The sequence below is a fragment of the Bradyrhizobium tropiciagri genome (assembly GCF_018130505.1).
GTDB classification, from domain to species: Bacteria; Pseudomonadota; Alphaproteobacteria; order Rhizobiales; family Xanthobacteraceae; genus Bradyrhizobium; species Bradyrhizobium tropiciagri_B.
The window spans coordinates 340,208-363,811 of the sequence record NZ_JAFCKH010000008.1; the positions used below are offsets into that span (position 1 = coordinate 340,208).

Sequence of the window (23,604 nt, forward strand, 5' to 3'; positions counted from 1 at the left end):
GTGACGTCGAAGTGATGGGTTTCGCTGCGCTCTACCCATCCTACACATCGCTTACTGATCCAGCCATACGTCCTCAAAGCGGAGGTTGTTGTACTGGCTGTTGTCGTGCGGATGAAAATTCCTGACATAGGGCTGCCAGCAATTTGCGGCCGATGAGTGCAGGATGATCGGCCGTGCCGCGTCCTCGACCAGCAGGCGCTCGATGTCGAACACGATCTTGCGGCGCTTGTCCTTGTCGAGCTCGCGCGACTGCGCAGCGAGCAGCTTGTCGACATCGGCATTGCAATACTGCGTGTAATTGCGCTCGGAGTTGCAGGAATAGTTCTCGACGAGATTGCCGTCGGGATCGTCGACGCTGACGCCGGTGATGTTGAGGCCGATCGTGTAATCCTTGCGCTGCAGCCGTGAATACCAGCGCGGCGTATCCAGGATGTCGAGCTCAGCCTGGATGTAGATCTTCCTGAGCTGATCGGCGAGGATCACCGCCGGATCGCGATAGGTCGGCAGGTTGCGGGTCTGGATCTTGATCGAGAGCGGCTTGGCGTCGCTGTAGCCGAGCTTCTGCATGATGGCCTGCGCTTCGGCGAGGTTCTTCGCAGTATCGGGACCATAGCCGGTCAGCGTCGAAAGCTGCTCGGCCGGCATGCCCCACTCGCCTTCCGGCTTGGCCAGCATCGCGCCGCCGAGCCGCGCGCCGCCCTCGAACAGGATGGTGTTGAAGGCCTTGCGGTCCAGCGCCAGCGACATCGCGTGGCGAATATCGGCATTGTCGAACGGCGGATTGACGCGGTTGACCATCAGGTTGATCTGGGTGTTGGTCGCCGTCATCTCGCAGATCGCATTCGGCGCCCGCGCTTTGACGTCCTTCATCAGGGGAATGCTGACGTCGGAGGGAAAGGTGATGTCGAAGTCGCCGGTCGCGAACGCCAGCATGCGGGTGGCGCGGCTGTCGATGGTGCGCACGGCGATCTCGTCGAGATACGGCCGGTCCTTCTTGAAGTAATCGGGGTTGCGCACCAGACGGATCTGGTCGCCACGGCGGAACTCGACGAATTTGAACGGTCCGGTGCCGACCGGCTTGGTGCGCATCACCTGCTGCGGCACGTGGCAGGGATAGACCACCGAGAAGGCGCTGGCGAGCAGCGCCAGCAGGCCCGGCTGCGGCTCGGTCAGTTCGAACGTCGCCTCATCGTCGCCATTGATACTGACGTCCTTGAGCTTGGTGTACCAGACCTTGCGCGGATTGCGCTTGAAGTCCTGGGTCTCGGCCTTGCCGATCAGCATCCGCCACGTGCATTGCACGTCCTTCGCGGTGAAGGGCTGGCCGTCGTGCCATTTCACGCCGTGGCGCAGCTTGAAGGTGAGCTTGGTGCTGGTCGGATCCCACGACCAGCTTTCGGCGAGATCCGGAATTACCGTGTCGATCGATTCATGCACCTTGGCCGGATCGAACATCACGAGATTGTTGAACACCGCCGCGAACGGCATCACCGAGGCGATGGTGGATTCTTCCAGCAGCGAGGTCGAGGGCGGATTGTCATTGTGATAGAGCCGTAAGGTGCCGCCCTTCTTCTGGGCCGCTGCCGGGCTCGCCGCCATTGTTGCGATGCCCAATGCCGCGACGCACGCGGCCAGTCTGAGCCCCATTCTCGCCTCCCCTGACTTTCTTGTTCTTGTCACCTCGTGCGGGCAAGTCGAGCACAGAGCGAAGCCCGTCGCAATCGCCGGAGCCTGCTCTCATTGCCGGATGCGCGCAGCGCAGACCGCCAGGCGAGACCAGGGCGCGAGGCTGTCCCAAGGTTCCGGATCGCCTGATGAACCTCGCCGGTAATCGCCGCAACTAAGGAGCAGTTGCCCTAACGAACGCCCATTTCGATGACCGCCTCTGTTGCACAAAACCGCCGGCTTGGAATCATCGGCAGCATCGTCGGCCTGCTGGCCCTGATGGCGGCCGTTTTGCCGCAGTGGGTGATCCCCATGGTCGCGCCCCCGCCGCCGGTCGATCAGGTCGTGGTCGACACCGGATCGCGCGTGAAGGACCGCCTCGTTGCGCGTCTCAAGGGCGTCGAGTACCAGGCGCCTCACCGCGAGCCGTCGCTCGGCAGTCGCCTGCACGGCAACTTATCGCTGGCCGCGATCTCGCTCGGCCTGCTGGCGATTGCGTTCGCCGTTTTCTCGGTGATCTTCCGCGAGGAGAAGCTGCTGGCCGGTGTGTCCGCCACCCTCGGCGTGTGCGCGATCGCCGTCGAGGTGTCGATGTTCCTGATCGGCATCCTGTTCATTCTCGCGATCCTCTACATCGTGTCGAACATGCTGAGCTGGTTCTGACCCGCCTGTAAACGCGCGATCGAGCCCCCGTCCCAGGGGCGGTTTCCCCCGTTTGCCGGCCGTCCCGCAGCGGGGAATTGGGGTTGGATGACCCGGCGAAATTGGCTACTAGTTTCCCGCCGAGAAACTCGGGCCGTTCGGGGACTGGAAATGACCTATTGCTGCGGAATTCTGGTGCGTGACGGCCTCGTCATGATCGCGGACACCCGCACCAATGCGGGCCTCGACAACGTCTCGACCTTCCGCAAGCTGCACATCTTCGAACAGCCCGGCGAGCGCATCATGGCGATCGCCAGCGCCGGCAACCTCGCGATCAGCCAGTCGGTGCTCTCGACCCTGACCGAGGGGATGGACAACCCCGAGACCGGCGAGCGCGAAACGCTGATGAACGCGCCGACCATGTTCCAGGCGGCGCAGCGGATCGGCCGCGCCATCCGCGCCGTGCACGCCACCGAGGGCGACGCGCTGCGCGCGGAGGATATCTCGTTCGACGTCTCGTTCCTGTTCGGCGGCCAGATCAAGGGCTCGCGGATGCGCCTGTTCATGGTCTACACCGCCGGCAATTTTATCGAATGCACCACCGACACGCCCTACTTGCAGATCGGCGAGCACAAATACGGCAAGCCGGTGCTCGACCGCGCCATGCATTACGATGTCGAATTGTATGAGGCGCTCAAGACGGGGCTGATCTCGATGGATTCGACGATGCGCTCCAACCTCGGCGTCGGCCTGCCGATCGACGTGCTGGTGGTGCGCACCGATGCCTGCGAGGCCGACCTCAACCACCGTATCGAGGCCGGCGAGCCCTATTTCCACGATTTGCGCTCGCGCTGGTCGGCGGCGCTGCGCGCGGCGCACCAGAACATCCCACGGCCGCCCTACAAGAACGAAACCGAAGCAAAAACCAAGTAAGAGGAAACCAGATGTCTGAGGCCACCAACAAGATCGCGCTCGTCACCGGTGCCGGCACCGGCGTCGGACGCGCGGCATCGCTCGCACTGATGAACGCAGGCTACACCGTCGTGCTCGCCGGGCGGCGCCTGGAGATGCTGGAGGAGACCGCCAAGCTCGGCCCCGCCGGCAAGAGCCTCTGCGTCAGCGCCGACATGACGAGCCCCGCCGCGATCGCCGCGCTGTTCGACAAGGTGAAGGCGACCTACGGCCGGCTCGACGTGCTCTTCAACAATGCCGGCATGGGCGCGCCGCCGGTGAATTTCGAGGACCTGTCGCTGGAGCAGTGGCAGGCGGTGGTCAACACCAACCTCACCGCGCCGTTCCTGTGCACGCAGCACGCCTTCCGCATCATGAAGGACCAGACCCCGCGCGGCGGCCGCATCATCAACAACGGCTCGATCTCGGCGCATGCGCCGCGGCCGTTCTCGTCTGCCTACACCTCCACCAAGCACGCCATCACCGGCCTGACCAAGGCCTCCAACCTCGACGGCCGCATGTATGACATCGCGGTCGGCCAGGTCGACATCGGCAACGCCGCAACCCCGATGACCGACCGCATGGTCAACGGCCCCGGCGTGCTGCAGCCCGACGGCACCACCAAACACGAGCCGCGCATGGATGCGAAGGCGGTCGGCGACGCCGTCGCCTACATGGCCGGCCTGCCGCTCGACGCCAACGTGCTGTTCATGACGGTCATGGCGACGAAGATGCCGTTCGTCGGCCGGGGCTGATCTTCCCCTTCTCCCCGCTTGCGGGGTCGAGACGAACGAAGCTCGCTCTTAGAAGGTCGGGATGAGGGGGAGTCTCCACGAGTGCGGTGAGAGACGACTCGCGGAGAGTCCCCCTCACCCGGATTGCATCTGACGATGCGATCCGACCTCTCCCCGCAAGCGGGGCGAGGTAAGAGGCCGCCCTACTCCAGCTTCTCGACGTCGCGCAGCGTCGGGAACAGCTTCATCCAGAGCAGCGCGATCGCGACGGTGGCGACGCCGCCGAGCACGGCTGATGGCACCGTGCCGAGCAATGCCGCGGTGACGCCGCTCTCGAACTGGCCGAGCTGGTTGGAGGCGTTGATGAACAGGAAGTTCACCGCGCCGACGCGGCCGCGCATCTCGTCCGGCGTCGCCAGCTGCACCAGCGAGAAGCGGATCACGACGCTGATCGTGTCGGCGGCGCCGAGCACCGCGAGCGCCAGCGCCGACAGCCACATCCATTGCGACAGCGCGAACACCACCGTCGCGACGCCGAACACGATCACCGCCTGGAACATGCGCATCCCGACGCGGCGGTTGATGGTGTGCCGCGCCAGCACCATCGTCATCAGCAGCGCGCCGACCGCGGGCGCCGCGCGCAGCACGCCGAGGCCGAGCGGTCCGGCCTGCAGGATATCGCGCGCATAGATCGGCAGCAGCGCGGTGACGCCGCCGAACAGCACCGCAAACAGGTCGAGCGAGATGGTGCCGAGGATCGCCGGATTGCTGCGCACGAAGCGGACGCCGGCGTACACATCGTCCGACGACGGGCTGTCCTTGACCGGCGCCTGCTGCAGCCGCCCGATGCCGCTGGTCAAGAGCGCGCCGAACAGCCAGAACACCATCATCACGCCATAGGGCGCGCTCGGCATCAGCGCATAGGCGAAGCCGCCGAGCGCCGGCCCGGTGATGGTCGCGATCTGCGCCGCACCGCTCGAGATCGCGGTCGCCCGCTGCAGCGAGCCCTGCGGTGCGATCAGCGGCAGCAGCGCGGCGGTCGCCGGGCTCTCGAACGCCCCGGCAATTCCGAGCACGAAGCTCGCAATGAAGATCTGCACCTCGGAGATCGTCCCGGCGAAGGTGCTGACGCCGAGCAACAGCGCGGTCAGCGCTTCCGCGAACTGGCAGACCTGTACCACGCGCTTGCGCTCGAAGCGGTCGGCGGCATGGCCGGCGACGAACACCAACAGCGCCGTCGGCAGAAACTGGATCAGCCCGACCATGCCGAGGTCGAAGGCGCTGCCGGTCAGCTCATAGACCTGCCAGCCGATCGCCACCGCGCCGATCTGGCTCGAGAAGCGCGACAGGCTGCGCGACGACAGGAAGAACAGGAATGGCCTGTGGCCGAGCAGATCGCGGGCGCGGGCAGGCGTGGTGGAGGACATGATTGAGCCGTGACGGACCGCCTGCAACTTGTCAATGGCTACGGTTGCAACGCGAAACAGCATTGCGCTGCGCGAGGTCCTTGACATAATCCCGCGAGGTTTTTCGGGGGCGTGATGCTGCAGTTGCAATCGGCGTTCGGCGTAGTGGCGCTATTGGCGATCGCCTGGATGTTGAGCGAGGACCGCCGCGCCGTGTCGTTGCGGCAGGCCGCCATCGGGCTGGCCGTCACATTCGTCACCGCGCTGGTCCTGATCAAGGTGCCGCTGGTCGCGCAGGCCTTCGGCGCCATCAACGATGCAGTCGGCACCATCGGCGCGGCGACACGCGCCGGCACGGCCTTCGTGTTCGGCTATGTCGGCGGCGGCACGCTGCCGTTCGATCCGAAGATTCCGGGCTCCGACTTCGTCCTCGCCTTCCAGGCGCTGCCGATCGTGCTGGTGATGAGCGTGCTGACCACGCTTCTGTTCTATTGGCGGGTGTTGCCGCCGGTGGTGCGCGGCATGGCTTGGCTGCTCGAGCGCACGCTCGGCGTCGGCGGCGCGGTCGGGCTGTCGACCGCGGCCAACATCTTCCTCGGCATGGTCGAAGCGCCGCTGTTCATCCGCCCCTATCTTGCGCAGCTCACCCGCAGCGAATTGTTTCTGGTGATGACCGGCGGCATGGCCGGCATCGCCGGCACCGTGCTGGTGCTCTACGCCACGCTGCTTGCGCCGCTCATTCCCGATGCCGCCGCACATTTCGTCATCGCCTCGGTGCTGGGCGCGCCGGCCGCGATCCTGGTCAGCCTGATCATGCTGCCGGAAACCACCGACCGCCGCACCGGCGGCATGCTGGGCGATCCCGACGTTGCTGTGTCCTCGACCATGGATGCGATCGTGAAGGGTACCACGGCGGGGCTCGAACTGCTGTTCAACATCGTCGCGCTGCTGCTGGTGCTGGTGGCGCTGGTCTATCTCGTCAACGCGATCATCGGCCTCTTGCCCGAGATCGGCGGCGCCAGGATCTCGCTGCAGCGGCTGCTCGGCTATGTGATGGCGCCGGTGTGCTGGCTGATGGGCCTGCCCTGGCCGCAGGCGATCACCGCGGGCAGCCTGATGGGCACCAAGACCGTGCTCAACGAGTTGATCGCCTATGTCGAGCTGTCGAAGCTCGGCAGCGATGCGCTCGATCCGCGCTCGCGGCTGATCATGCTCTACGCGATGTGCGGTTTTGCAAATTTCGCCAGCCTCGGCATCATGATCGGCGGCCTCGGCGTCATGGCGCCCGAACGGCGCGACGAGATCAACGCGCTCGGGCTGAAGTCGATCGTCTCAGGCACGCTGACGACGTGTCTGATAGGCGCGATCGTCGGGGTGCTGACAGCCCCGTAGCCCGGATGGAGCGCGGCGCAATCCGGGGCCGCTCGGCGATGTTGCGAGAGTCCCGGATTGCGCTCCGCTCCATCCGGGCTACGAAATTCCGCTGTGTCGTCATGCCCGGGCTTGAGCCGGGCATGACGGCGTACGCTACGCCTTCAACTCCACCGTCTTGAACTCGGCCGGCAGGATCACCTCCAGGAGTTCGACGTCGTCGGAGTAATCCAGGATCATGTGTTTGATCTTCGGCGGCTGGGTCCAGGCGCTGCCTTGCTGCATCAGCGTTTCGCCCTCGCCTTCCATGTAGGTCTTCACCCAGCCCTTGAGCACGTAGACCATCTGGAACTGGACGTCGTGGAAGTGCAGCTTCGACACTTCCTCCGGATTGCACGGTCCCTGCAGCCGGATGACATGCGCCTGTGCCAGGCCATGGCTGGCGGCGGCGATGCCGAGGTCGCGGTACTTGGCGTAGGCGCGCAGGCCGTCGGCCTTGAAGTCTTCCTCACGGTGGTGGCTGATCGCGATGCGCTGCTTCGGCCGCGCCTTGCTGGTGGCCTTCGCCGACTTCTTGGCGGTCGAGACGCGGCCCTTCGATTTGATGGTCTTGCGCGCGGTCGATTTGGCTGCGGTCCGCAGCCCGGTCCATTTCTTCCGCACCGCGGTCTTGGCTGCGGGTCTTGATGCCGCTTTTTGCTTGGCCATTGTTTACCTCCCGTCTTCCTAAGCCGGGAAAGGCTAGCACAAGTCACACTGCGTAGGGTGGGCAAAGGAGCGCAGCGACGTGCCCACCCTCAAATGCCGTGCTCGCGATGGTGGGCACGCTTCGCTTTGCCCACCCTACGCAACGACGCGACCTCGCGCCTCAATGCAGCCGGAAGACGCCATCGACGGCACGCAGCTCGGCCGGCTTGATCAGCTTGGAATGCGCCACCGTCACCGAGAACAGCGGCCCTTCCAGCTTGTCCTGCCAGAACGCCAGGAAATCCTGCAGCGCCGGAAATTTCGGAAACAGATCGTAGTTCTGCCAGACATAGGTCTGCAGCAATGACGGATGATCCGGCATCCGATAGAGGATTTGCGCCGTCGTCAGCCCGTACCCCAACAGCTGCTTCCGGAAGTCGTCGGAAACAACCCCACCAACCCGCGAGACCATGCCAACCTCCTGTGAGGGAGCGCATTCACGTGGTGGCCGGCCTGCCGGACCACCGGCATGGGATGCGCTCACATGAGAGAAATGTGACGCACGCGACTAACCCATCACAAGCCTAAATGTTTAATAGGTTGTTGAAATTTCTTGCGTTGGCAGCAGCTTACCGCATCTGCTAATAGCCATCCGCGGGTCGCCCGGCGCCCATTAAGCATGACCGCCGATGCTGGCAGCCGCCCAGGCCGAGTGCCAATTTTTCTGCTAGAAGCCCTTGCCCGCAGGCCGCGACTGGCCTATCTCCGGTGCGGCTGGACTGGCACTCACCTATCCAGACTGCTAACTCTCCGAAATTCAACAATATATGCAATCGCTTAGGAGGACTGCATGAAATTCCGTCCGCTTCACGACCGCGTCGTGGTCAAGCGTATCGACGCCGAAGAGAAGACTGCTGGCGGCATCATCATTCCGGACACTGCCAAGGAAAAGCCCTCGCAGGGCGAAGTCATCGCCGTTGGCCCGGGCGGCCGCGATGAAGCTGGCAAGCTGATCCCCATCGACGTGAAGGTCGGCGACCGCGTGCTGTTCGGCAAGTGGTCCGGCACCGAGGTCAAGATCGACGGCGAAGACCTGCTGATCATGAAGGAAAGCGACATCATGGGCGTGCTCGACGTCCCCGCTTCCAAGAAGAAGGCGGCCTAAGGCCCTCTCCCTCCCAGTTTAGTTCTTTCAAGGAAAAACTCAGATGGCAGCTAAAGAAGTCAAATTCTCCGTCGAGGCGCGCGACAAGATGCTGCGCGGCGTCGACGTCCTCGCCAACGCGGTGAAGGTCACTCTCGGTCCGAAGGGCCGCAACGTGGTGCTCGAGAAGTCGTTCGGCGCTCCCCGCATCACCAAGGACGGCGTCACCGTCGCCAAGGAGATCGAGCTCGAGGACAAGTTCGAGAACATGGGCGCGCAGATGGTGCGCGAAGTCGCCTCCAAGTCCGCTGACGCGGCCGGCGACGGCACCACCACCGCGACCGTGCTGGCCCAGGCGATCGTGAAGGAAGGCGCCAAGTCGGTTGCCGCCGGCATGAACCCGATGGACCTCAAGCGTGGTATCGACCTCGCGGTCGAAGCCGTGGTTGCGGACCTGCAGAAGAACTCGAAGAAGGTCACCTCGAACGAGGAGATCGCTCAGGTCGGCACCATTTCGGCCAACGGCGACTCCGAGATCGGCAAGTTCCTCGCCGACGCCATGAAGAAGGTCGGCAACGAGGGCGTGATCACGGTCGAGGAAGCCAAGTCGCTCGAGACCGAACTCGACGTCGTCGAGGGCATGCAGTTCGACCGCGGCTACATCTCGCCCTACTTCGTCACCAACGCCGACAAGATGCGCGTTGAGATGGACGACGCCTACATCCTCATCAACGAGAAGAAGCTCTCCTCGCTGAACGAGCTGCTGCCGCTGCTCGAGGCCGTGGTGCAGACCGGCAAGCCGCTGGTGATCGTCGCTGAGGACGTCGAAGGCGAAGCCCTCGCCACCCTCGTCGTCAACCGCCTGCGTGGCGGCCTGAAGGTCGCGGCCGTCAAGGCTCCGGGCTTCGGCGATCGCCGCAAGGCCATGCTGCAGGACATCGCGATCCTGACCGGCGGCCAGGCCATCTCGGAAGACCTCGGCATCAAGCTCGAGAACGTCACGCTGCAGATGCTCGGCCGCGCCAAGAAGGTGATGATCGACAAGGAGAACACCACGATCGTCAACGGCGCCGGCAAGAAGGCCGACATCGACGCCCGCGTTGCCCAGATCAAGGCGCAGATCGAGGAGACCACCTCGGACTACGACCGTGAGAAGCTGCAGGAGCGTCTCGCCAAGCTCGCAGGCGGCGTCGCGGTGATCCGCGTCGGCGGCGCGACCGAGGTCGAGGTGAAGGAGCGCAAGGATCGCGTGGATGACGCGATGCATGCGACCCGCGCGGCTGTCGAGGAAGGCATCGTCCCGGGCGGCGGCGTCGCCCTGCTCCGTGCCTCCGAGGCTCTGAAGGGCCTGCGCACCAAGAACGACGACCAGAAGACCGGCGTCGAGATCGTGCGCAAGGCGCTGTCGGCTCCGGCTCGCCAGATCGCGATCAACGCCGGTGAAGACGGCTCGGTGATCGTCGGCAAGATCCTGGAGAACAAGGCCTACACCTACGGCTTCGACTCCCAGACCGGCGACTATGCCGACCTCGTCAAGAAGGGCATCATCGACCCGACCAAGGTCGTGCGCACCGCGATCCAGAACGCTGCCTCGGTTGCCGCGCTCTTGATCACCACGGAAGCGATGGTCGCCGAGCTGCCGAAGAAGAACGCCGGCGGCCCCGCGATGCCTCCGGGCGGCGGCATGGGCGGCATGGACTTCTAAGTCCGGCCTCTCAGGCGATTATACGGAATGCAAAACCCCGGCAGCGATGCCGGGGTTTTTGTTTGTCTAGCCGCGTCCGTCAGGATGCACGCGAGTGGCGGGCCGGCCGATCCATCCGGCCGAGCAGTTCGTCGGCATCCCTGATCTCGGCGAGATCCTGCTCCGCAGCGAAGCAGGCGCGAGCCGGCGCAAGCACCTCTCGCGCCGCATCCACTCGGCCGATGCCGGCGTAGAGGCGAGCAAGTGCCAGCGCGCTGCGCAGTTCGAACGTCCTCGTCTGCTGGCTTCGCGCGATCTCCAGTGCGTGGTGGAAGGCTTGCTCGACGCCGGAAATGTCCGGGACGTCGCGACGCGACAGCAGCTCACCCTGCACGCGGTATAGCTCGGCATCCAGCCAATGCTGCCCGGACTGCTCCGTCGCGTCGACCAGTTCGCCGATGATGCCGAGCCCCGCCTCCACTTGTCCGGCCTCCGCGTTCGCCACCGCAATCTGCAGTCCCCAGAACGGCTCACAGAGGTAGCAGTCGTTCTCGTGAAGCAATGTCCAGCCACGCTGCATCTCTGTGAGACCCGTCGCCCGGTTGCCGGCGCTCCACTTCGCCAGACCGTTGAGGTAGGTGCCGGCAGCGACATACAGCGGCATCGTGTGATCCTGCGCCAGGCCCAGGGCGAGGATGGTCTCGGTCTGCCGCAACCTGCTGCCGCACAGCCCATCGAAGACGGCCTTGTGGACCAGCGCATTGGCACGCGCGAGGGCGCGCTGTTCACCGGCGATGTTCACCGCTGCGCCCGCGAGCTGCCGGGCTCGATCAATCTCGCCACGCGGCCAAAGCACCAGGGCGAGAAATCTCATGATGACGAACGGCAGGTCGAGCGTCGATGCCTTGAGGGTTGCCGGATCCGACTCGGCCGTATAGGCCGCGAACGCCTGCTCGAGATGGATGCCCGCGTTCAGGTAATCGCCCGCGAACCAGCAGGTGACCCCGCTGGTCCAGCGCGCGACGATACTCGCCACCGGCGATTCCGGATGCCGTTCCGCCGCGCCCATGATCGCCTCCGCCAACTCCCGCATCGGCGCGAGCTCGCCGTGCGTCAGGCAGGCGTTGAACAGGCCCGACTGGATCGGCGCCAGTTCGATCGGATCATCGATGTCGGAGGCGAATTGCCGGGCACGCGTCCAGGCAGCCACCGTCTCGGGCGCGCTATGGCCGAGACTGCCCCGCAGCGCGCGGCCGTAGGCGATCTGCAGATGGAGCCGGCCGATCATTCGACCCGGCTCAACGGGCAGCTCATCGGCGATGGCGACCGCCCTGCCGAAATGTGCGATCGCCTCGCGATAGGCCGAGCGCCCGAGCGCCTGCTGGCCCGCCTTGCGCCACCACGCCAGCGCGGTCTCGCCGAGCCCCGCCTCGGTGAAATGGAAGGCAACGACCTCCGGCTCGGTCTCGGCGATCTCGGCAAACTTGTCGCGCAGCACATCGCCGATGAGCCTGTGGAGCAATTGCCGGCGGCTCTTGAGCAGGCTCTCGTAAGCCGCTTCCTTGACTAGCGCATGCTTGAAGCTGTAGCTCGCATCCGGCGGCGTGCCCCGACGCATCAGCAGCTCGGCCTCTTCGAGCTGGGCAAGCGCCGCAGCAAGCGTCAGATCATCGCGCCCGGCCACGCTGCGCAACAGCGCATATGAGAACTCACGGCCGATCGCCGCCCCGATCTGCGCCACTTCCTTGACCGGCGCCAGCCGGTCGAGCCGGGCCATCAGGGAGTCCTGCAGCGTCGCCGGGATCGCAAGCGGCGGCAGCGGATTGTCGAGGCGATAGCGCCCGGCATTCTCGACCAGCAGCCCCGACTCCACGACCATCTTGGTCAGCTCCTCGACGAACAGCGGCACGCCATCCGTTCGCGCGATGATCTGCGTCATCATTTCGCCGGGCAGCAGGCGACCACCGGTTACCTGTTCGATCAGCGCGCGCGTGTCCTGCGGGTCGAGCCGATCGAGCCCCAGCAAGCTTACATTGGCAAGACCTGCCCACGGCGGCTCGAAATCGGGCCGGAACGTCATGAGCATGAGGATCGGCAATCCCCTGATCCGGTCGACCGCGAGGTCGAACAGTTCAAGCGACGTGGCATCGGCCCAATGCATGTCTTCGCAGACCACAAGCACGGGCTGCTGCCGGGCGAGACCCTCGAGCTGGTCGAGCAGCGCAGCGAATGTCTGCCGCCGCTGCTGCGCCGGGCTCAGGCCGAGCGGCGGATAGCGGTCGCCGGTCGGGATCGACAGCAGTGCCGCGATCAGCGGTGTCACCGTGGGCACCTGCTGCGTCCCGAGCGCCAGCATGACTTCGAGCTTATCCAGCTTCTGCTCAGGCGCATCGTCCGGCCTGATCCCGGCGGCCCGCTCCAGCTGAGCGACGAAGGGGTGCAGCGCGCTGTTGCTGTGATAGGGCGAGCATTGATATCGCACGCGGCGATGCGTCGCCGGCGCGAGGCTGTCGGAGAGCATCGCCACGATGCGCGACTTGCCGATACCCGCTTCGCCCGATATCAGCACCGCCTGGCCCTGCCCCTGCCACGCCAGTTGCTGACGCGACAGCGCAAACTCGATCTCCGCCTTGCGGCCGACGAAGCCGATCGAGCGCGCGGTGCGCACCGCCTCGAAACGGCTTTCCGATGCCGGCTCACCTTCGACAGCCCATACCGCTATCGGTTCGGCGATGCCCTTGACCTCGCGGCGGCCGAGGTTGCGAAGCGTGAACAGATTGCCGAGCAACCGGCGCGTCGAGGCGGCGACGACGACCACCCCCGGCTCCGCCAGGCTCTGCAGCCGCGCGGCGACGTTCGGCGCATCGCCGACCAGCGCCTGCTCCTCCGACGCGCTGCCGGAAACGAGGTCGCCGACTACCACAAGCCCGCTCGCGATCGCGATCCGCACCGCGACTCCCTCGTCCGCGCGGGTCTCGAGCTTGCCGATTGCGGCGATGACGTCGAGGCCGGCGCGCACGGCGCGCTCCGCGTCATCCTCGTGGGCACGGGGATAGCCGAAATAGGCGAGGATCCCGTCGCCGACGAATCTGGCGACGACGCCCTCGTATGTCGCGATCACCCGCGCACAGGCCGCGCGATAGGCACGGATCACCTCCCACATGTCTTCGGGATCGAGGCGCGCCGACAGGGCCGTCGAGCCGACCAGATCGCAGAACATCACGGTGAGGTGGCGTCGCTCGGCATCGTGCGGCGAGACCGTCGCGGCGATCAGTTCGGCTTGATTGAAATCGGCGATCGCACGCAGCATCTTGCGGCGATGGCCGAGCAGGACCCCGAGCCTGTCGAAGTCTTCATCGGTCAATTCGGGAAGAACGCCAACGTCGATCCCGTTCTCGGCAAAACGCAGCGCGTATTGACCAAGCCCCAGCTTCTCGAGCCATTCCGCAATCTGCTGCATTGGCTCACCGACGGTTGACGGCTGGCCGAATTCCGGACCACGGCGAACGGACGTTACCGCAATCTATCCGGCGTGGCACCTGCTGTTTGCGGGACCGGCCGGGGAGGCGTTCGAATTCCGCCTTGGCGGTGCCACGCTACAGCGGACCTGCACGTTAACATCCCTAGGGATGCCGGCGTCGGTCCCGACAGAAACAAAGGGCCGCCCGTGGGCGGCCCTTCTTCTCTCACGCGCTCTCGGGCGCCTTCAGGCGCACCAGCTTGGTGAGCAGGGCATCGAGGCCCTGCCCGTCGCCGGCATGCAGGTCGATGCGGCCGACCTTCTCGACCAGGCGCTCGAGCGACTCCAGCTCCTTGAGCCGCAGGAGCAGAGGGTTCTCCTCCATCAGCTTGGCGGTGTTCAGGAGCGAACGCGTCGCCGCGGTCTCCTCCTGGCGGCGGATCAGGTTGGCCTTCGCCAGCCGCTCCGCCTCCACCACCTTGTTGACGAGCTCGCGGATCTCGCCGGGCAGGATCACGTCCTTGACGCCGAGCTCGGTGACCTCGACGCCGCTCTCCGCGACACGCTCGCGAACGTAGTCGCGCAGCTCCGCATCGAGCGCTGTCTTCGCAGACAGCACCTCGTCCAGCGTCCGGCTGGCCACCGCCTCGCGGATCGCGAACTGCACCAGACGGTACAGCCACGCATCCACGTCGGGCACGCTTGCCACGACCCGCTCGGGATCGACGATCCGGCGGAACGCGGTCAGCGTCACGCGCAGCGCGATGCGATCCCTGGTCAGCATCTCCTGCGCCGTGATCTCGACCGCCTGGGGACGCAGGTCGAGGCGCTTCACCTCGATCTTGCGGCCTGCGATCCAGAACGCGTGCCGGCCGGGCGCGAGCCGCTCGACCAGCCTGCCCTCGACAGTGAGCAGACCGGCCTCGTGGTTCTCGACCACGGCCTCGGTGATGACACCGGCCCGGTTGGGCTGGACCATCGCCAGATGCCGCGCGGTGACGCGCAGGTCCTCTGCCACGTCGATGCGCTCGACATCCACGGCGGTCGCGACCTTCCAGTAGACACGCGTCTGCCAGGGCGTCATCAGATGCACGGGCCGGCCGTCGAGGCTGACGATCGCGATCTCGTTCGCGCGCGTCTCGACCGCCTCGAACAGCTCGGCCGCCAGATCGGGACGCGCGGCCTTGATCACCGCGAAGCGATCCGCGGGGAATTCGGCCCGCACGACGCCGAACAGCTCGGCCTTGAGCTGACGCAGGGGATCGAACAGGTTGTAACGTCCGGGCGCGAGCACGCGCTCGAGCCGGCCGTTGCGCGTCAGGAACGCGCGCTCGCCGTCCTTCACAGTCACCGAAGTCGTCAGGACATGCCAGGTCTCGTTTAGTGTCATGGCACACCTCCATTGTTTGCCGTCCTGCCCATGGGCCGGAGAGCGGTTTACAGTTCGCAAAGGACGTGAGGACCGAACGCGGCTTCCTGTCAGGCCAAGCGGGCCGTGGCTTGAAGCTTGCGCGATGACGGGCGCACGCGCGCGATCGCGCGACGGTTGTCGCGCGGCCGTGCGGAGCCACCCGGCATCAGCGCAAGCGGTATCCACCGCGGCGCGAAGCCGGTCTCACAGTGTCGATGGGCGGACGAAAGGCCTTGCGGCAAGACGGCCGGACCGCGACTGAAGCGCGCGTCCGGTCCTCGTCAGAGGTATCAGCTTTTCAGGCTGAAACGGAGCGCTGGAGCGGGATTTGAACCCGCGACTAGATGATTCTGGGTCACCTGCTCTACCTAACTGAGCTATCCTTTGTGGAGAGATCGGAATCGAACCGACGCCTTCGGGGTCTCACCCCCGACGCTCGCCATGAGCTTCGTCTCCGTGATCTTCATTTCAGCGGAACACGAAACCGCAGAGCGGCTCGCGCCAGTCGGGATCTCAACGAGCCCGAACCCATGGCCGAAGCGAAGGAGCGCGCTAATAGACGAAGCTCGCTCGGGTTGCAAGGGGGATGCGCAGACTTTTTCGTCGCAGGTGCCACGCTGTCGCCGGCGCGCCACGCTTTCCTCGTCATTCCGGAGCGTGCCAAGAGTCGCGCGAAACGCGCGCCCGATGACAGCCTCCGGAATGAGGGGTGAAAAAGCGCGCTACTGAAACGCGACCTCGGCAAAGCTGCGAAGCTTGCGCGAATGCAGGCGCTCGGATTCCTGCTGCTTGAGCCGCTCCAGCGCCTTGAGGCCGATCTCGAGGTGCTGGCCGACGCGCTGGCGATAGAAATTGCTCGCCATCCCCGCAAGCTTGATCTCGCCATGCAGCGGCTTGTCGGAGACGCAGAGCAGCGTGCCGTAGGGTACGCGGAAGCGATAGCCGTTGGCGGCGATCGCTGCCGACTCCATGTCGAGCGCGACGGCGCGCGATTGCGACATCCGCCGGATCACCTGCGGGCCGCTGATCTCCCAGTTGCGGTTGTCGACACTGGCGACGGTGCCGGTGCGCATCAGCCGCTTCAGCTCGAAGCCGTTGAGGCCGGTGACCTCGCCGACCGCCTCCTCGAGCGCGACCTGCATCTCCGCCAGCGCAGGGATCGGCACCCAGAGCGGCAGCTCGTGATCGAGCACATGGTCCTCGCGGACGTAGCCGTGGGCCAGCACGTAGTCGCCGAGCCGCTGCGTGTTGCGCAGGCCCGCGCAATGGCCGATCATCAGCCAGGCATGCGGACGCAGCACCGCGACGTGGTCGGTGATGTTACGCGCGTTCGACGGGCCGATCCCGATGTTGATTAGCGTGATGCCGCGATAGCCGGGTTCGACGAGATGAAACGCCGGCATCTGCGGCGTGCGTTCGGGGAACGTGCCGCTGGTGCCGCCGCCGAGCCGCGCGTTGCGCGTGATCACATTGCCAGGCGCGATGAAGGCTTCGAGGCCCTCCTCGCCCGACGCGAGCCGCTGCTGGCTCAGTTGCACGAAGGCGTCGACATAGAACTGGTAGTTGGTGAAGATCACGAAGTTCTGGAAGTGCTCCGGATCGGTGCCGGTGTAGTGATAGAGCCGGCGCAGCGAATAGTCGACGCGTGCGGCGCGGAACAGCGCCAGCGGCTCGGGAGCCCCCGGCTTCAGCTCGAACGTGCCGTCGGCGATCGCATCATCCATGGCGGCAAGATCGGGCGTATCGAACACGTCGCGCAGCGATCGCGTGAACGCCGAGCTGTCGGCGATGGTCAGCGCTGCCTCGATGTTGATGTCGCGGCGATAGGCGAAATGGATCGGGATCGGCTCGTGCGACTCGCCGATCTCGACCGCGACGCCGTGGTTCTTGATCAAGAGCCCGATCTGCTCGGTGAGATAGGTGCGGAAAATGTCCGGCCGCGTGATGCTGGTCTCATGGACGCCCGGCCCGGCGACGAAGCCATAGGACAGGCGCGAGTCGAGCCGCGCATGCGACGACGTCGTGATGCGGACGAACGGGTAATGCGCGCGCACCCTTATCGCGGTCGCCGCGCCGTTGACATAGGCCTCGAAGCGGTCGCGCAGGAACCTGGTGTTGCGCTCGTAGATTTCCTCGAGACGGCTGACCGCCGCGCCGGGCTCGACAAACGTTTCAGTCGTGATCGGCGGCGGAGTTTCGAGGAGAGCTGCTGGACACATGTCGCCGATCCGAGACTCGCTGGACGTGTCGGAACGTTACCATATCCGGCGTCTGTCTGCGAAACGGTTCGAACGCACGGTGTGAATGGCGGGCGCGGCGCTGCACGCCCTCGCCCACCTCATGACGGTTTCATGATTTCCTTGAATCGCGCGACGGAGTGCGAGGCACTTCGTCGCAACATATCACTACCGATGCGGCCCTACTGAACCCGCGCCAGCACCGCGAGGCGGCGGATGCCCTTGTTACGATAGGCATCGAGGAACGCGTAATAGTCCTTGAACGAGACGCAGCCGTTGGAGTCGCCGTTCGGCCCCAGCATGTAGGTGTGTGCGAGCAGGCCGACGCGGTTGAAGATCTTGCCCTCGCCGCCGATCGGCGTCAGCCGCAGCGCGGGCACGCCGTGGAACAAAGCTTCGCGCGGCTTCAGCTCATAGATGTGCGGCGGCGTCACGCCGACCATCTTCAGATGCGATGACCGCGGATCGTCGATCCTGGAGCCGAGGCCGGAATGTGCCTCCAACCGCGTGCCGTCGGGCAGATACACGGTCCTGGCCGAGATGTCGTAGACCGCGGTCTGGCGGTCATAGGGCGGCGAGCCGCCGAGCATCGGGTTCTGGTCCAGCGTCGAGGGAATGCTGCCGGTGACGTTGGCGTCGGCCGACGCGAACGACAGCAGTCCACCGCCCGACTCGCGCTTGCCCCACAGCTTCTCGACCATGGTCTGGCGCTCGTTCGAGGCGATCGACATCACCGCGGCCTTGGCGCGCGCGGCCATGTCGCGCACGGCGCCGCTGGACTTTGCGGCAGCCTTCGCCTCGGCGGCCTTCGTCTCAGATTTGGGCTGGACCTTTTCCGCCGGATCGTTGAGCGCCACCTGCAGGTTGGTGGTGGCCTCCTTCTTCGCGGCCTCGACCGACTTCGGCGCCGGCAGCGGCTTGGAGGCTTCGGCGATCTTCGTCGTCGCGACCACCTTGGGCGCGTCGGCGAGTTTCGGTGCGGCCGCCTGCTTGATCGGGTCGATCTGCGGCGCGGCATCGGCCACGACGCTGGACGCCACGCCGTCCGGCGACGCCGCCGCAAACCGATCGTTAAACATAAGCGCAGGTGCCGGGGGTTCCGACTTAGCAACTTCGGACTTGGCAACTTCGGATTTGGCGATCTCGGTCTTCGAGGTGGCGGCCGGCGGCGTCACCGACGCGAAGATCTCGTTGAAGGCGGGCGCCGGCCGCGTGGCGACGGCGACCGGCCGCTTGGCCACCGGCGCATCGAACGCCGCGCTGCTCACCGACGGATAGACGCTCGCGGCGAAGATGTTGGCGTAGACGGTCCAGGCGCAGCCAAGCACCAGTCCCGCCACCGCGGCGCTGCCGAGGAAATGCTGAGGAAGAATTTTTCGAGAAGGTTTCCTGCGGCTCGGGGCCCCAAGAACATACGCACTCGCACTCGTACTCATACACCCGGCGCTCAAAACAGATCCACCCAAGTCCCTTGCTTGACGTTGCGCCGAACGACCGTTCGGCTCGATGTCGCGCAGGGGGCACAGACGGCCATTAAGGCGACTTTTAGTTAAATGCGACTTAACTGGATGCGATCCCCTGCAGCGCGGGAAGTGCCTGTGGCGTAGGGCTTTTTTAAGATCGGCCTGGGCCGGGAAATGCCCATTTTCTGTCCCATCATGGGACACGCCGCCTCACCGCCGCAGGCGCTCGCCGGGCGGTGAGGCGGCGGAGAATTTCATTGCAAATCACCCCGTAATGGCGCGGGGATTCGGCAACAACGGTCCCCTCAATAGCTCAGCTTCGGATACCAGTCCTTGCCGCGCCCTTCGGGCGTGGTGTCGAGCACGGTCCAGAGCGGGTCCATGTCAGGGGCACCGCGCGGGTCCTGGCCGGGATCCATGGTCCCGGCGCCCATTTCGCCGGCCCAGAAGTGGCGGACCGTGCCGTCGTGCCGGGTGAAGACGTTGTAGCCGGGCAGATCGGCGTCTTCCTTGCTGACGTAATCGCGCGTGTAATCGCCCGAGGGGTCGGAATACAGCCGGTGCCCGGTCCAGCCGCGCGCCCGCTTCGCCTCGACCAGCCGCGCGATCGGCGAGCGCGCCACGAACACGAACGAAACGCGCTGCTCGACATCGGGCAGCTTGCTTTCCCATGTGCTCATGAACGATGTGCACATCGGACACGCCTTCTCGCGCTGCGGGCCGAACATGTAGCTGTAGACGACCAGCGTCGGCTTGTCGCCGAACAGGTCGGCCAGCGAGGCTTTGCCAGCTTCTCCGACCAACTCGTAAGTCCTGGTCACCTCGCCGCCCGGCGGCAAGGCGCGGCGCAGTTCGGCGACGCGCTCGATCTGGCGGCGCAGCTCGATCTCTTCGACGAGCAAGGCTTGGCGGGCGCGCCGATATTCGGCGCTCTCGTTGGGAATGCGCCTGGTGTTGGTACTGGCGAGTTCGGCGGCCGGCTTGAGTACGGAACTGGTCATGGTCGGAACCTCGTACGGTTGGCGGACTGTCTAGAAGACGTGCCGGAACCGGACGATCCGACATCAACTTCCGTTATTTTCCTGCAGCTCCGGCGGCGGCGAACGGTCGAACACCTCGCCCTTCGGATCTTCCAGCGCCTCTAGCGCGTAAGTCTCGACGGTCAGCGGCCCGCGCATGCGGCTGGCCTCGCCGACGGTCTCGATACGGGCGAACGTCTCGCGCATCGACTTCGGCAGGCTTTGCTCGATGTCGTGCACGTAGAGCAGCTTGCCGGACAGCTGCGCCGGATCCGGCTCGGGCATGTTGACCCAGCGGATGCGCTGGCCGTGCTGCACGACGCAGGTGCCCTTCGGCAGATAGAACGCGAGCCAGCCGGTGGTGCCGTAGTCCGGCGCCAGCACGCAGCTCGCGCCGACGCGGGCACGCACCGCCTCGATCTCGGCTGCGAGTTCCGGCCAGCCGACGCCGACACTGCGCACCGTGGAGTCGCGGTGATAACCCGAGAGCAGTCCGGTGTTGGCCTGCACGATCAACAGCACGAACAGCACGACGCCGCCGGGCGCCGCCCAGCGGCGGCAGAAATCGACGGTGCGCTGCTCGCGCGCCGGCCACTGCACCTGAATCGCGGCGACCGCGGCCGCGACCGCAAAGGCCGGATAGACCGGCGCGAACCAGTTGGCCTCGACCCGCGCATGCAGCGAGTGCCAGACGAAATAGACCACGATGGTCCAGAACATGGTGTTGACCAGCACGCGTGCCGGCAGCGCGCCAGCGCGGCGCTGATAGAGCGCGTAGAGGCCCATCACGCCGAGGATGAAGACCAGCGGTGTCGCGAACACGAACTGGGTCGGAATTAGCTCCGCGATGTAGCCCGGGTGGAAATCCTCGATCCGGGCCCGCCCCATCTGCTTGATGAACGACACCCATTGGTGATCGGCGTTCCAGAGAATCACCGGCGCGAACATTGCGAGCGCGACTAGGCCGCCGAGATAGAGCCAGGGCGACAGGAACCAGCGCCGCAGCTTCGGCACCACCACGAGCCAGATCAGGATGCCGGGGCCGAAGAACAGCGCGTTGTATTTCGACAGCAGCGCCGCGCCCGCGCTGGCGCCAACCGCGAGCCACCAGACGCCACGGCCGCTCTCCAGCACCTTGGCGAGGGAGAACAGCAGGAAACTCGCCGCCACCAGCACCGGCGCATCCGGCGTCACGATCAGCGTGCCGACGGCGGCCATCAGCGTGGCGTTGAGCAGGATGGTGGCGCAGGCCGCGACCCGGCTGCCGCCGAACAGGATCGCGGCGGCCCGGTAGATCGCCCAGCTCATCGGCAGCGCGAGCAGGATCGAGACCAGCCGCACCCCGAGCGGCGTGTCGCCGGCGATCATGGTGCCGAGCCGGATCACGATCGCCACCATCGGCGGATGGTCGTAATAGCCGCCGGCGAGCGACTTCGACCACATCCAGTAATAGGCTTCGTCGAAGGTCAGCGGCGTGAAGGCGGCGGCCACGAGCCGCAGCGCGACCAGCGCGCATACGGCCAGAGCGGTGTCCTGGGCGAGCCGCGCCTCGTTGACCTTCATGCCGGCGTCATCGCTTGCGCCAGACGAACAGCCCGGACATCGCGTAGTTCCAGACCACGCCCATCAGCGCGCCCGCCGCGCCCGCGAGCCACCAGATCGGCTCCTGATCGTAGACCGAGAAGGCGACGCCGACATTGGCCAGCAGGCCGACGCTGCAGACGAGATAGAACAGCAACAGGCCGCGCACGATCGCAAGGCCCTTCAGGCGCTGGTCGCGGTAGGTCAGGAAGTTGTTGAGGATGAAGTTGCTGGTCATGGCGATGATCGCGCCGGTGGCCTGCGCTTCCGGAAACGGCACCTTGAACACTTCCAGCGAGATGAACAGCGCGGCGAGATGCACCAGCAGGCCGAGCGCGCCGACCATCCCGAACAGGATGAAGCGCAGCGAGATCACGTCATTCGTCAGCTTCGCCAGCACGAGGCCGAAGAAGTCGAGCGCGACCATGGAATCGAGCTTGCTCTCGCCATGCTGGCGGGCGCCGAACGTGTAGGGGATTTCGACCGCGCGCAGCTTGCCCTGCCCGGTCGCGATCAGGTCGAGCAGGATCTTGAAGCCCTGGGTCGAGAGCTGCGGCGCGAGCTCCTCGAAGCGGTCGCGGCGGACCATGAAGAAGCCGCTCATGGGATCGGCGACCCCGACCTTCAGCGCACGGCGCGCGATCTCGGTGGCGAAGGCGCTGGCGCCGGCGCGCTGCTTGTTGAAGCCCTCGGCCTTGTAGCCCTCGATGTAGCGGCTGCCGACCACGAGATCGGTCTCGCCACTGGCGAGCAGCGCCACCATCTTCGGCAGCTGGGTCTCGTCATGCTGCAGGTCGGCGTCGATCACGGCCGCGAACGGCGCGCTCGAGGCGAGGATGCCCTCGATGCAGGCCCCGGACAGGCCGCGCCGGCCGACCCGGCGGATGCAGCGCACGCGGGAATCCTGCCGCGCCAGGCCTCGCACCACGTCCCAGGTTCCGTCGGGCGAATTGTCGTCGACGAAGATCACTTCCCAGGACACGCCCTTCAGCGTCGCGTCGAGCCGCCGGTACAGCACCGTGACGTTGTCGCGTTCGTTGAAGGTCGGGACGACGACCGAAAGCTGCGGCAAACCAGCGGCCTGCGACGGGGTTTCGGTGCCCGGCTTGATGGCGTCTTTCATGAGCGCCAGCGTATAGCCGCAGCCTCTGCCGCTGCCAAGGCGGGTGAGTCGAAACTCACTCTCCGAAACGTGGAAAACGGGGTCAGGATACCCCTCAAAATGCCAACGACCACGAACAAGAGGCGCGCGTACATCCGGCGCAGCCATTGTCGTGGTCGTCCCGGCGCCGGAGCCCTGGAAAGCTCGACGTCGCCGTCTCAATCTAAATAGGAAGGCCTCGGGCGGTCCGCAAGGGCCGGCCGAACGGCGTCAGTTGTTCGGGACTTCCCGGATCACCGGACCGCGCGGCGCCGGGGCCGCCGGCTCCGCCGCGGGAGCCGCCTGTTGCTGCGCCGCGGCCGGTTGGGTCCGATTGCGAATCTGGGTGGGCGACGGCCCGTAGACGAATGCCGCCGCCAGCGCGATCGCCGCGACAACTGTGCCCAGGAAACCTGCCACCGACCGCGAATCCATGCCCGATCATCCCCCTCGCCTGTGCGCGGATTGATAGCAAGAATCGGCTGGCTGCAACAGGATCCGGACGGGCTATTTGGCCGCCGCCCGGCGCCGCACGAAGGCCGTCACGATGTCCTTCTGCGCGAGCTCGATGGCGCGGTTGGCGGTCGTAAGCCGGGCGTCGGCATCCTGCTTCGGAAACTGCTGCGACAGGAAATCGATCAGCGACACCCGGAAATTCTGCCGCTCCGACGGACAGACGGTCGCGATCAGCGAGGTGAACTCCTGGTCGGACATCGCCTTGTTGCTATCGCGCGGATATTCGCGGGCGAGACAATTCCAGTAGGCATCGCGGCCCGTGACCGCGAGCTTGTGCGCATCATCGACCTCGTCGGCCAAAGCAGCAGATGTGGCAGCAGATGACACGAGCAAGAGGACGGCCGTGACCAGCATGCGCATGGTTGTTCTCCCGTTTTCCGCATCCTAGCCAACGCGCACCACCGCGATAAGCACCGCTCGCGAAATCTGGCAAACTGGCCAATCACGATTATTTTGACTAGTGTCGATCCCCTCCCCCCATCGCGACGAGTG

19 protein-coding genes and 2 tRNA genes are annotated in these 23,604 nt (G+C 65.7%); 6 read left to right on the top strand and 15 right to left on the bottom strand.

The window, feature by feature from the left end; translation table 11 throughout:
* Positions 1 to 51 precede the first annotated feature (51 nt).
* Positions 52 to 1,647: an ABC transporter substrate-binding protein gene (locus tag JQ633_RS22125; RefSeq protein ID WP_211987179.1), complete on the bottom strand. Its 1,596-nt coding sequence runs from the start codon at positions 1,645 to 1,647 to the stop codon at positions 52 to 54.
* Between the two features lie 228 nt (positions 1,648 to 1,875).
* On the opposite strand from JQ633_RS22125, the gene JQ633_RS22130 reads away from it, so the two are divergent.
* From JQ633_RS22130 to JQ633_RS22140, 3 genes are all read left to right on the top strand, one after another.
* Entirely contained in the window at positions 1,876 to 2,328 is a 453-nt protein-coding gene (locus JQ633_RS22130; RefSeq protein ID WP_211987180.1) for a hypothetical protein, read from the top strand.
* 150 nt (positions 2,329 to 2,478) lie between these two features.
* The gene (locus JQ633_RS22135) at positions 2,479 to 3,240 is read left to right on the top strand and encodes a proteasome-type protease (protein WP_211987181.1); all 762 of its coding nucleotides are present in this window, start codon (positions 2,479 to 2,481) and stop codon (positions 3,238 to 3,240) included.
* 11 nt (positions 3,241 to 3,251) lie between these two features.
* A complete protein-coding gene (locus JQ633_RS22140) occupies positions 3,252 to 4,013 on the top strand; it encodes an SDR family oxidoreductase (RefSeq protein ID WP_211987182.1) in 762 nt (253 codons plus the stop codon).
* A gap of 182 nt (positions 4,014 to 4,195) precedes the next feature.
* On the opposite strand, the gene JQ633_RS22145 is transcribed toward JQ633_RS22140, so the two are convergent.
* On the bottom strand, positions 4,196 to 5,419 hold the full coding sequence (locus JQ633_RS22145) for an MFS transporter (RefSeq protein WP_211987183.1): 1,224 nt from the start codon (positions 5,417 to 5,419) through the stop codon (positions 4,196 to 4,198).
* A 114-nt stretch (positions 5,420 to 5,533) separates the two neighbouring features.
* Between JQ633_RS22145 and JQ633_RS22150 the strand changes: the two genes are divergently transcribed.
* A complete protein-coding gene (locus JQ633_RS22150; protein ID WP_211987184.1) occupies positions 5,534 to 6,790 on the top strand; it encodes a NupC/NupG family nucleoside CNT transporter in 1,257 nt (418 codons plus the stop codon).
* 135 nt (positions 6,791 to 6,925) lie between these two features.
* On the opposite strand, the gene JQ633_RS22155 is transcribed toward JQ633_RS22150, so the two are convergent.
* Both JQ633_RS22155 and JQ633_RS22160 read right to left on the bottom strand, forming a co-directional pair.
* Entirely contained in the window at positions 6,926 to 7,477 is a 552-nt protein-coding gene (locus tag JQ633_RS22155) for a cupin domain-containing protein (protein WP_211987185.1), read from the bottom strand.
* Positions 7,478 to 7,637: 160 nt separating this feature from the next.
* Positions 7,638 to 7,928, bottom strand: a complete 291-nt coding sequence (locus tag JQ633_RS22160) for an usg protein (protein ID WP_211987186.1) — start codon at positions 7,926 to 7,928, stop codon at positions 7,638 to 7,640.
* Positions 7,929 to 8,306: 378 nt separating this feature from the next.
* Between JQ633_RS22160 and groES the strand changes: the two genes are divergently transcribed.
* Both groES and groL read left to right on the top strand, forming a co-directional pair.
* Positions 8,307 to 8,621: a co-chaperone GroES gene (gene groES, locus JQ633_RS22165; RefSeq protein WP_211987187.1), complete on the top strand. Its 315-nt coding sequence runs from the start codon at positions 8,307 to 8,309 to the stop codon at positions 8,619 to 8,621.
* A 43-nt stretch (positions 8,622 to 8,664) separates the two neighbouring features.
* The gene (gene groL / locus JQ633_RS22170; RefSeq protein ID WP_211987188.1) at positions 8,665 to 10,305 is read left to right on the top strand and encodes a chaperonin GroEL; all 1,641 of its coding nucleotides are present in this window, start codon (positions 8,665 to 8,667) and stop codon (positions 10,303 to 10,305) included.
* A gap of 79 nt (positions 10,306 to 10,384) precedes the next feature.
* Here the strand turns inward: groL and JQ633_RS22175 are convergent, their stop codons facing one another.
* From JQ633_RS22175 to JQ633_RS22225, 11 genes are all read right to left on the bottom strand, one after another.
* The gene (locus JQ633_RS22175) at positions 10,385 to 13,744 is read right to left on the bottom strand and encodes an adenylate/guanylate cyclase domain-containing protein (RefSeq protein ID WP_211987189.1); all 3,360 of its coding nucleotides are present in this window, start codon (positions 13,742 to 13,744) and stop codon (positions 10,385 to 10,387) included.
* A gap of 226 nt (positions 13,745 to 13,970) precedes the next feature.
* Positions 13,971 to 15,134 (bottom strand): slipin family protein, encoded by a 1,164-nt coding sequence (locus tag JQ633_RS22180; protein ID WP_211987190.1) that lies wholly within the window; start codon positions 15,132 to 15,134, stop codon positions 13,971 to 13,973.
* Positions 15,135 to 15,472: 338 nt separating this feature from the next.
* A tRNA-Leu gene (locus JQ633_RS22185) sits at positions 15,473 to 15,538 on the bottom strand.
* Between the two features lie 3 nt (positions 15,539 to 15,541).
* Positions 15,542 to 15,612 (bottom strand) — tRNA-Leu (locus JQ633_RS22190).
* Positions 15,613 to 15,877: 265 nt separating this feature from the next.
* A complete protein-coding gene (locus JQ633_RS22195; RefSeq protein ID WP_211987191.1) occupies positions 15,878 to 17,374 on the bottom strand; it encodes an AMP nucleosidase in 1,497 nt (498 codons plus the stop codon).
* Between the two features lie 200 nt (positions 17,375 to 17,574).
* Complete coding sequence (locus JQ633_RS22200; protein WP_433995679.1) at positions 17,575 to 18,732, bottom strand: tlde1 domain-containing protein; 1,158 nt, start codon at positions 18,730 to 18,732, stop codon at positions 17,575 to 17,577.
* 428 nt (positions 18,733 to 19,160) lie between these two features.
* On the bottom strand, positions 19,161 to 19,856 hold the full coding sequence (locus tag JQ633_RS22205; protein ID WP_211987192.1) for a DUF899 family protein: 696 nt from the start codon (positions 19,854 to 19,856) through the stop codon (positions 19,161 to 19,163).
* 63 nt (positions 19,857 to 19,919) lie between these two features.
* On the bottom strand, positions 19,920 to 21,437 hold the full coding sequence (locus JQ633_RS22210; protein WP_211987193.1) for a glycosyltransferase family 39 protein: 1,518 nt from the start codon (positions 21,435 to 21,437) through the stop codon (positions 19,920 to 19,922).
* Between the two features lie 7 nt (positions 21,438 to 21,444).
* Positions 21,445 to 22,578, bottom strand: coding sequence for a glycosyltransferase family 2 protein (locus JQ633_RS22215; protein ID WP_211987194.1), 1,134 nt, complete (start codon positions 22,576 to 22,578; stop codon positions 21,445 to 21,447).
* 249 nt (positions 22,579 to 22,827) lie between these two features.
* The gene (locus tag JQ633_RS22220; RefSeq protein WP_211987195.1) at positions 22,828 to 23,031 is read right to left on the bottom strand and encodes a hypothetical protein; all 204 of its coding nucleotides are present in this window, start codon (positions 23,029 to 23,031) and stop codon (positions 22,828 to 22,830) included.
* A gap of 72 nt (positions 23,032 to 23,103) precedes the next feature.
* A complete protein-coding gene (locus JQ633_RS22225) occupies positions 23,104 to 23,472 on the bottom strand; it encodes a hypothetical protein (RefSeq protein WP_211987196.1) in 369 nt (122 codons plus the stop codon).
* Positions 23,473 to 23,604: the final 132 nt, after the last annotated feature.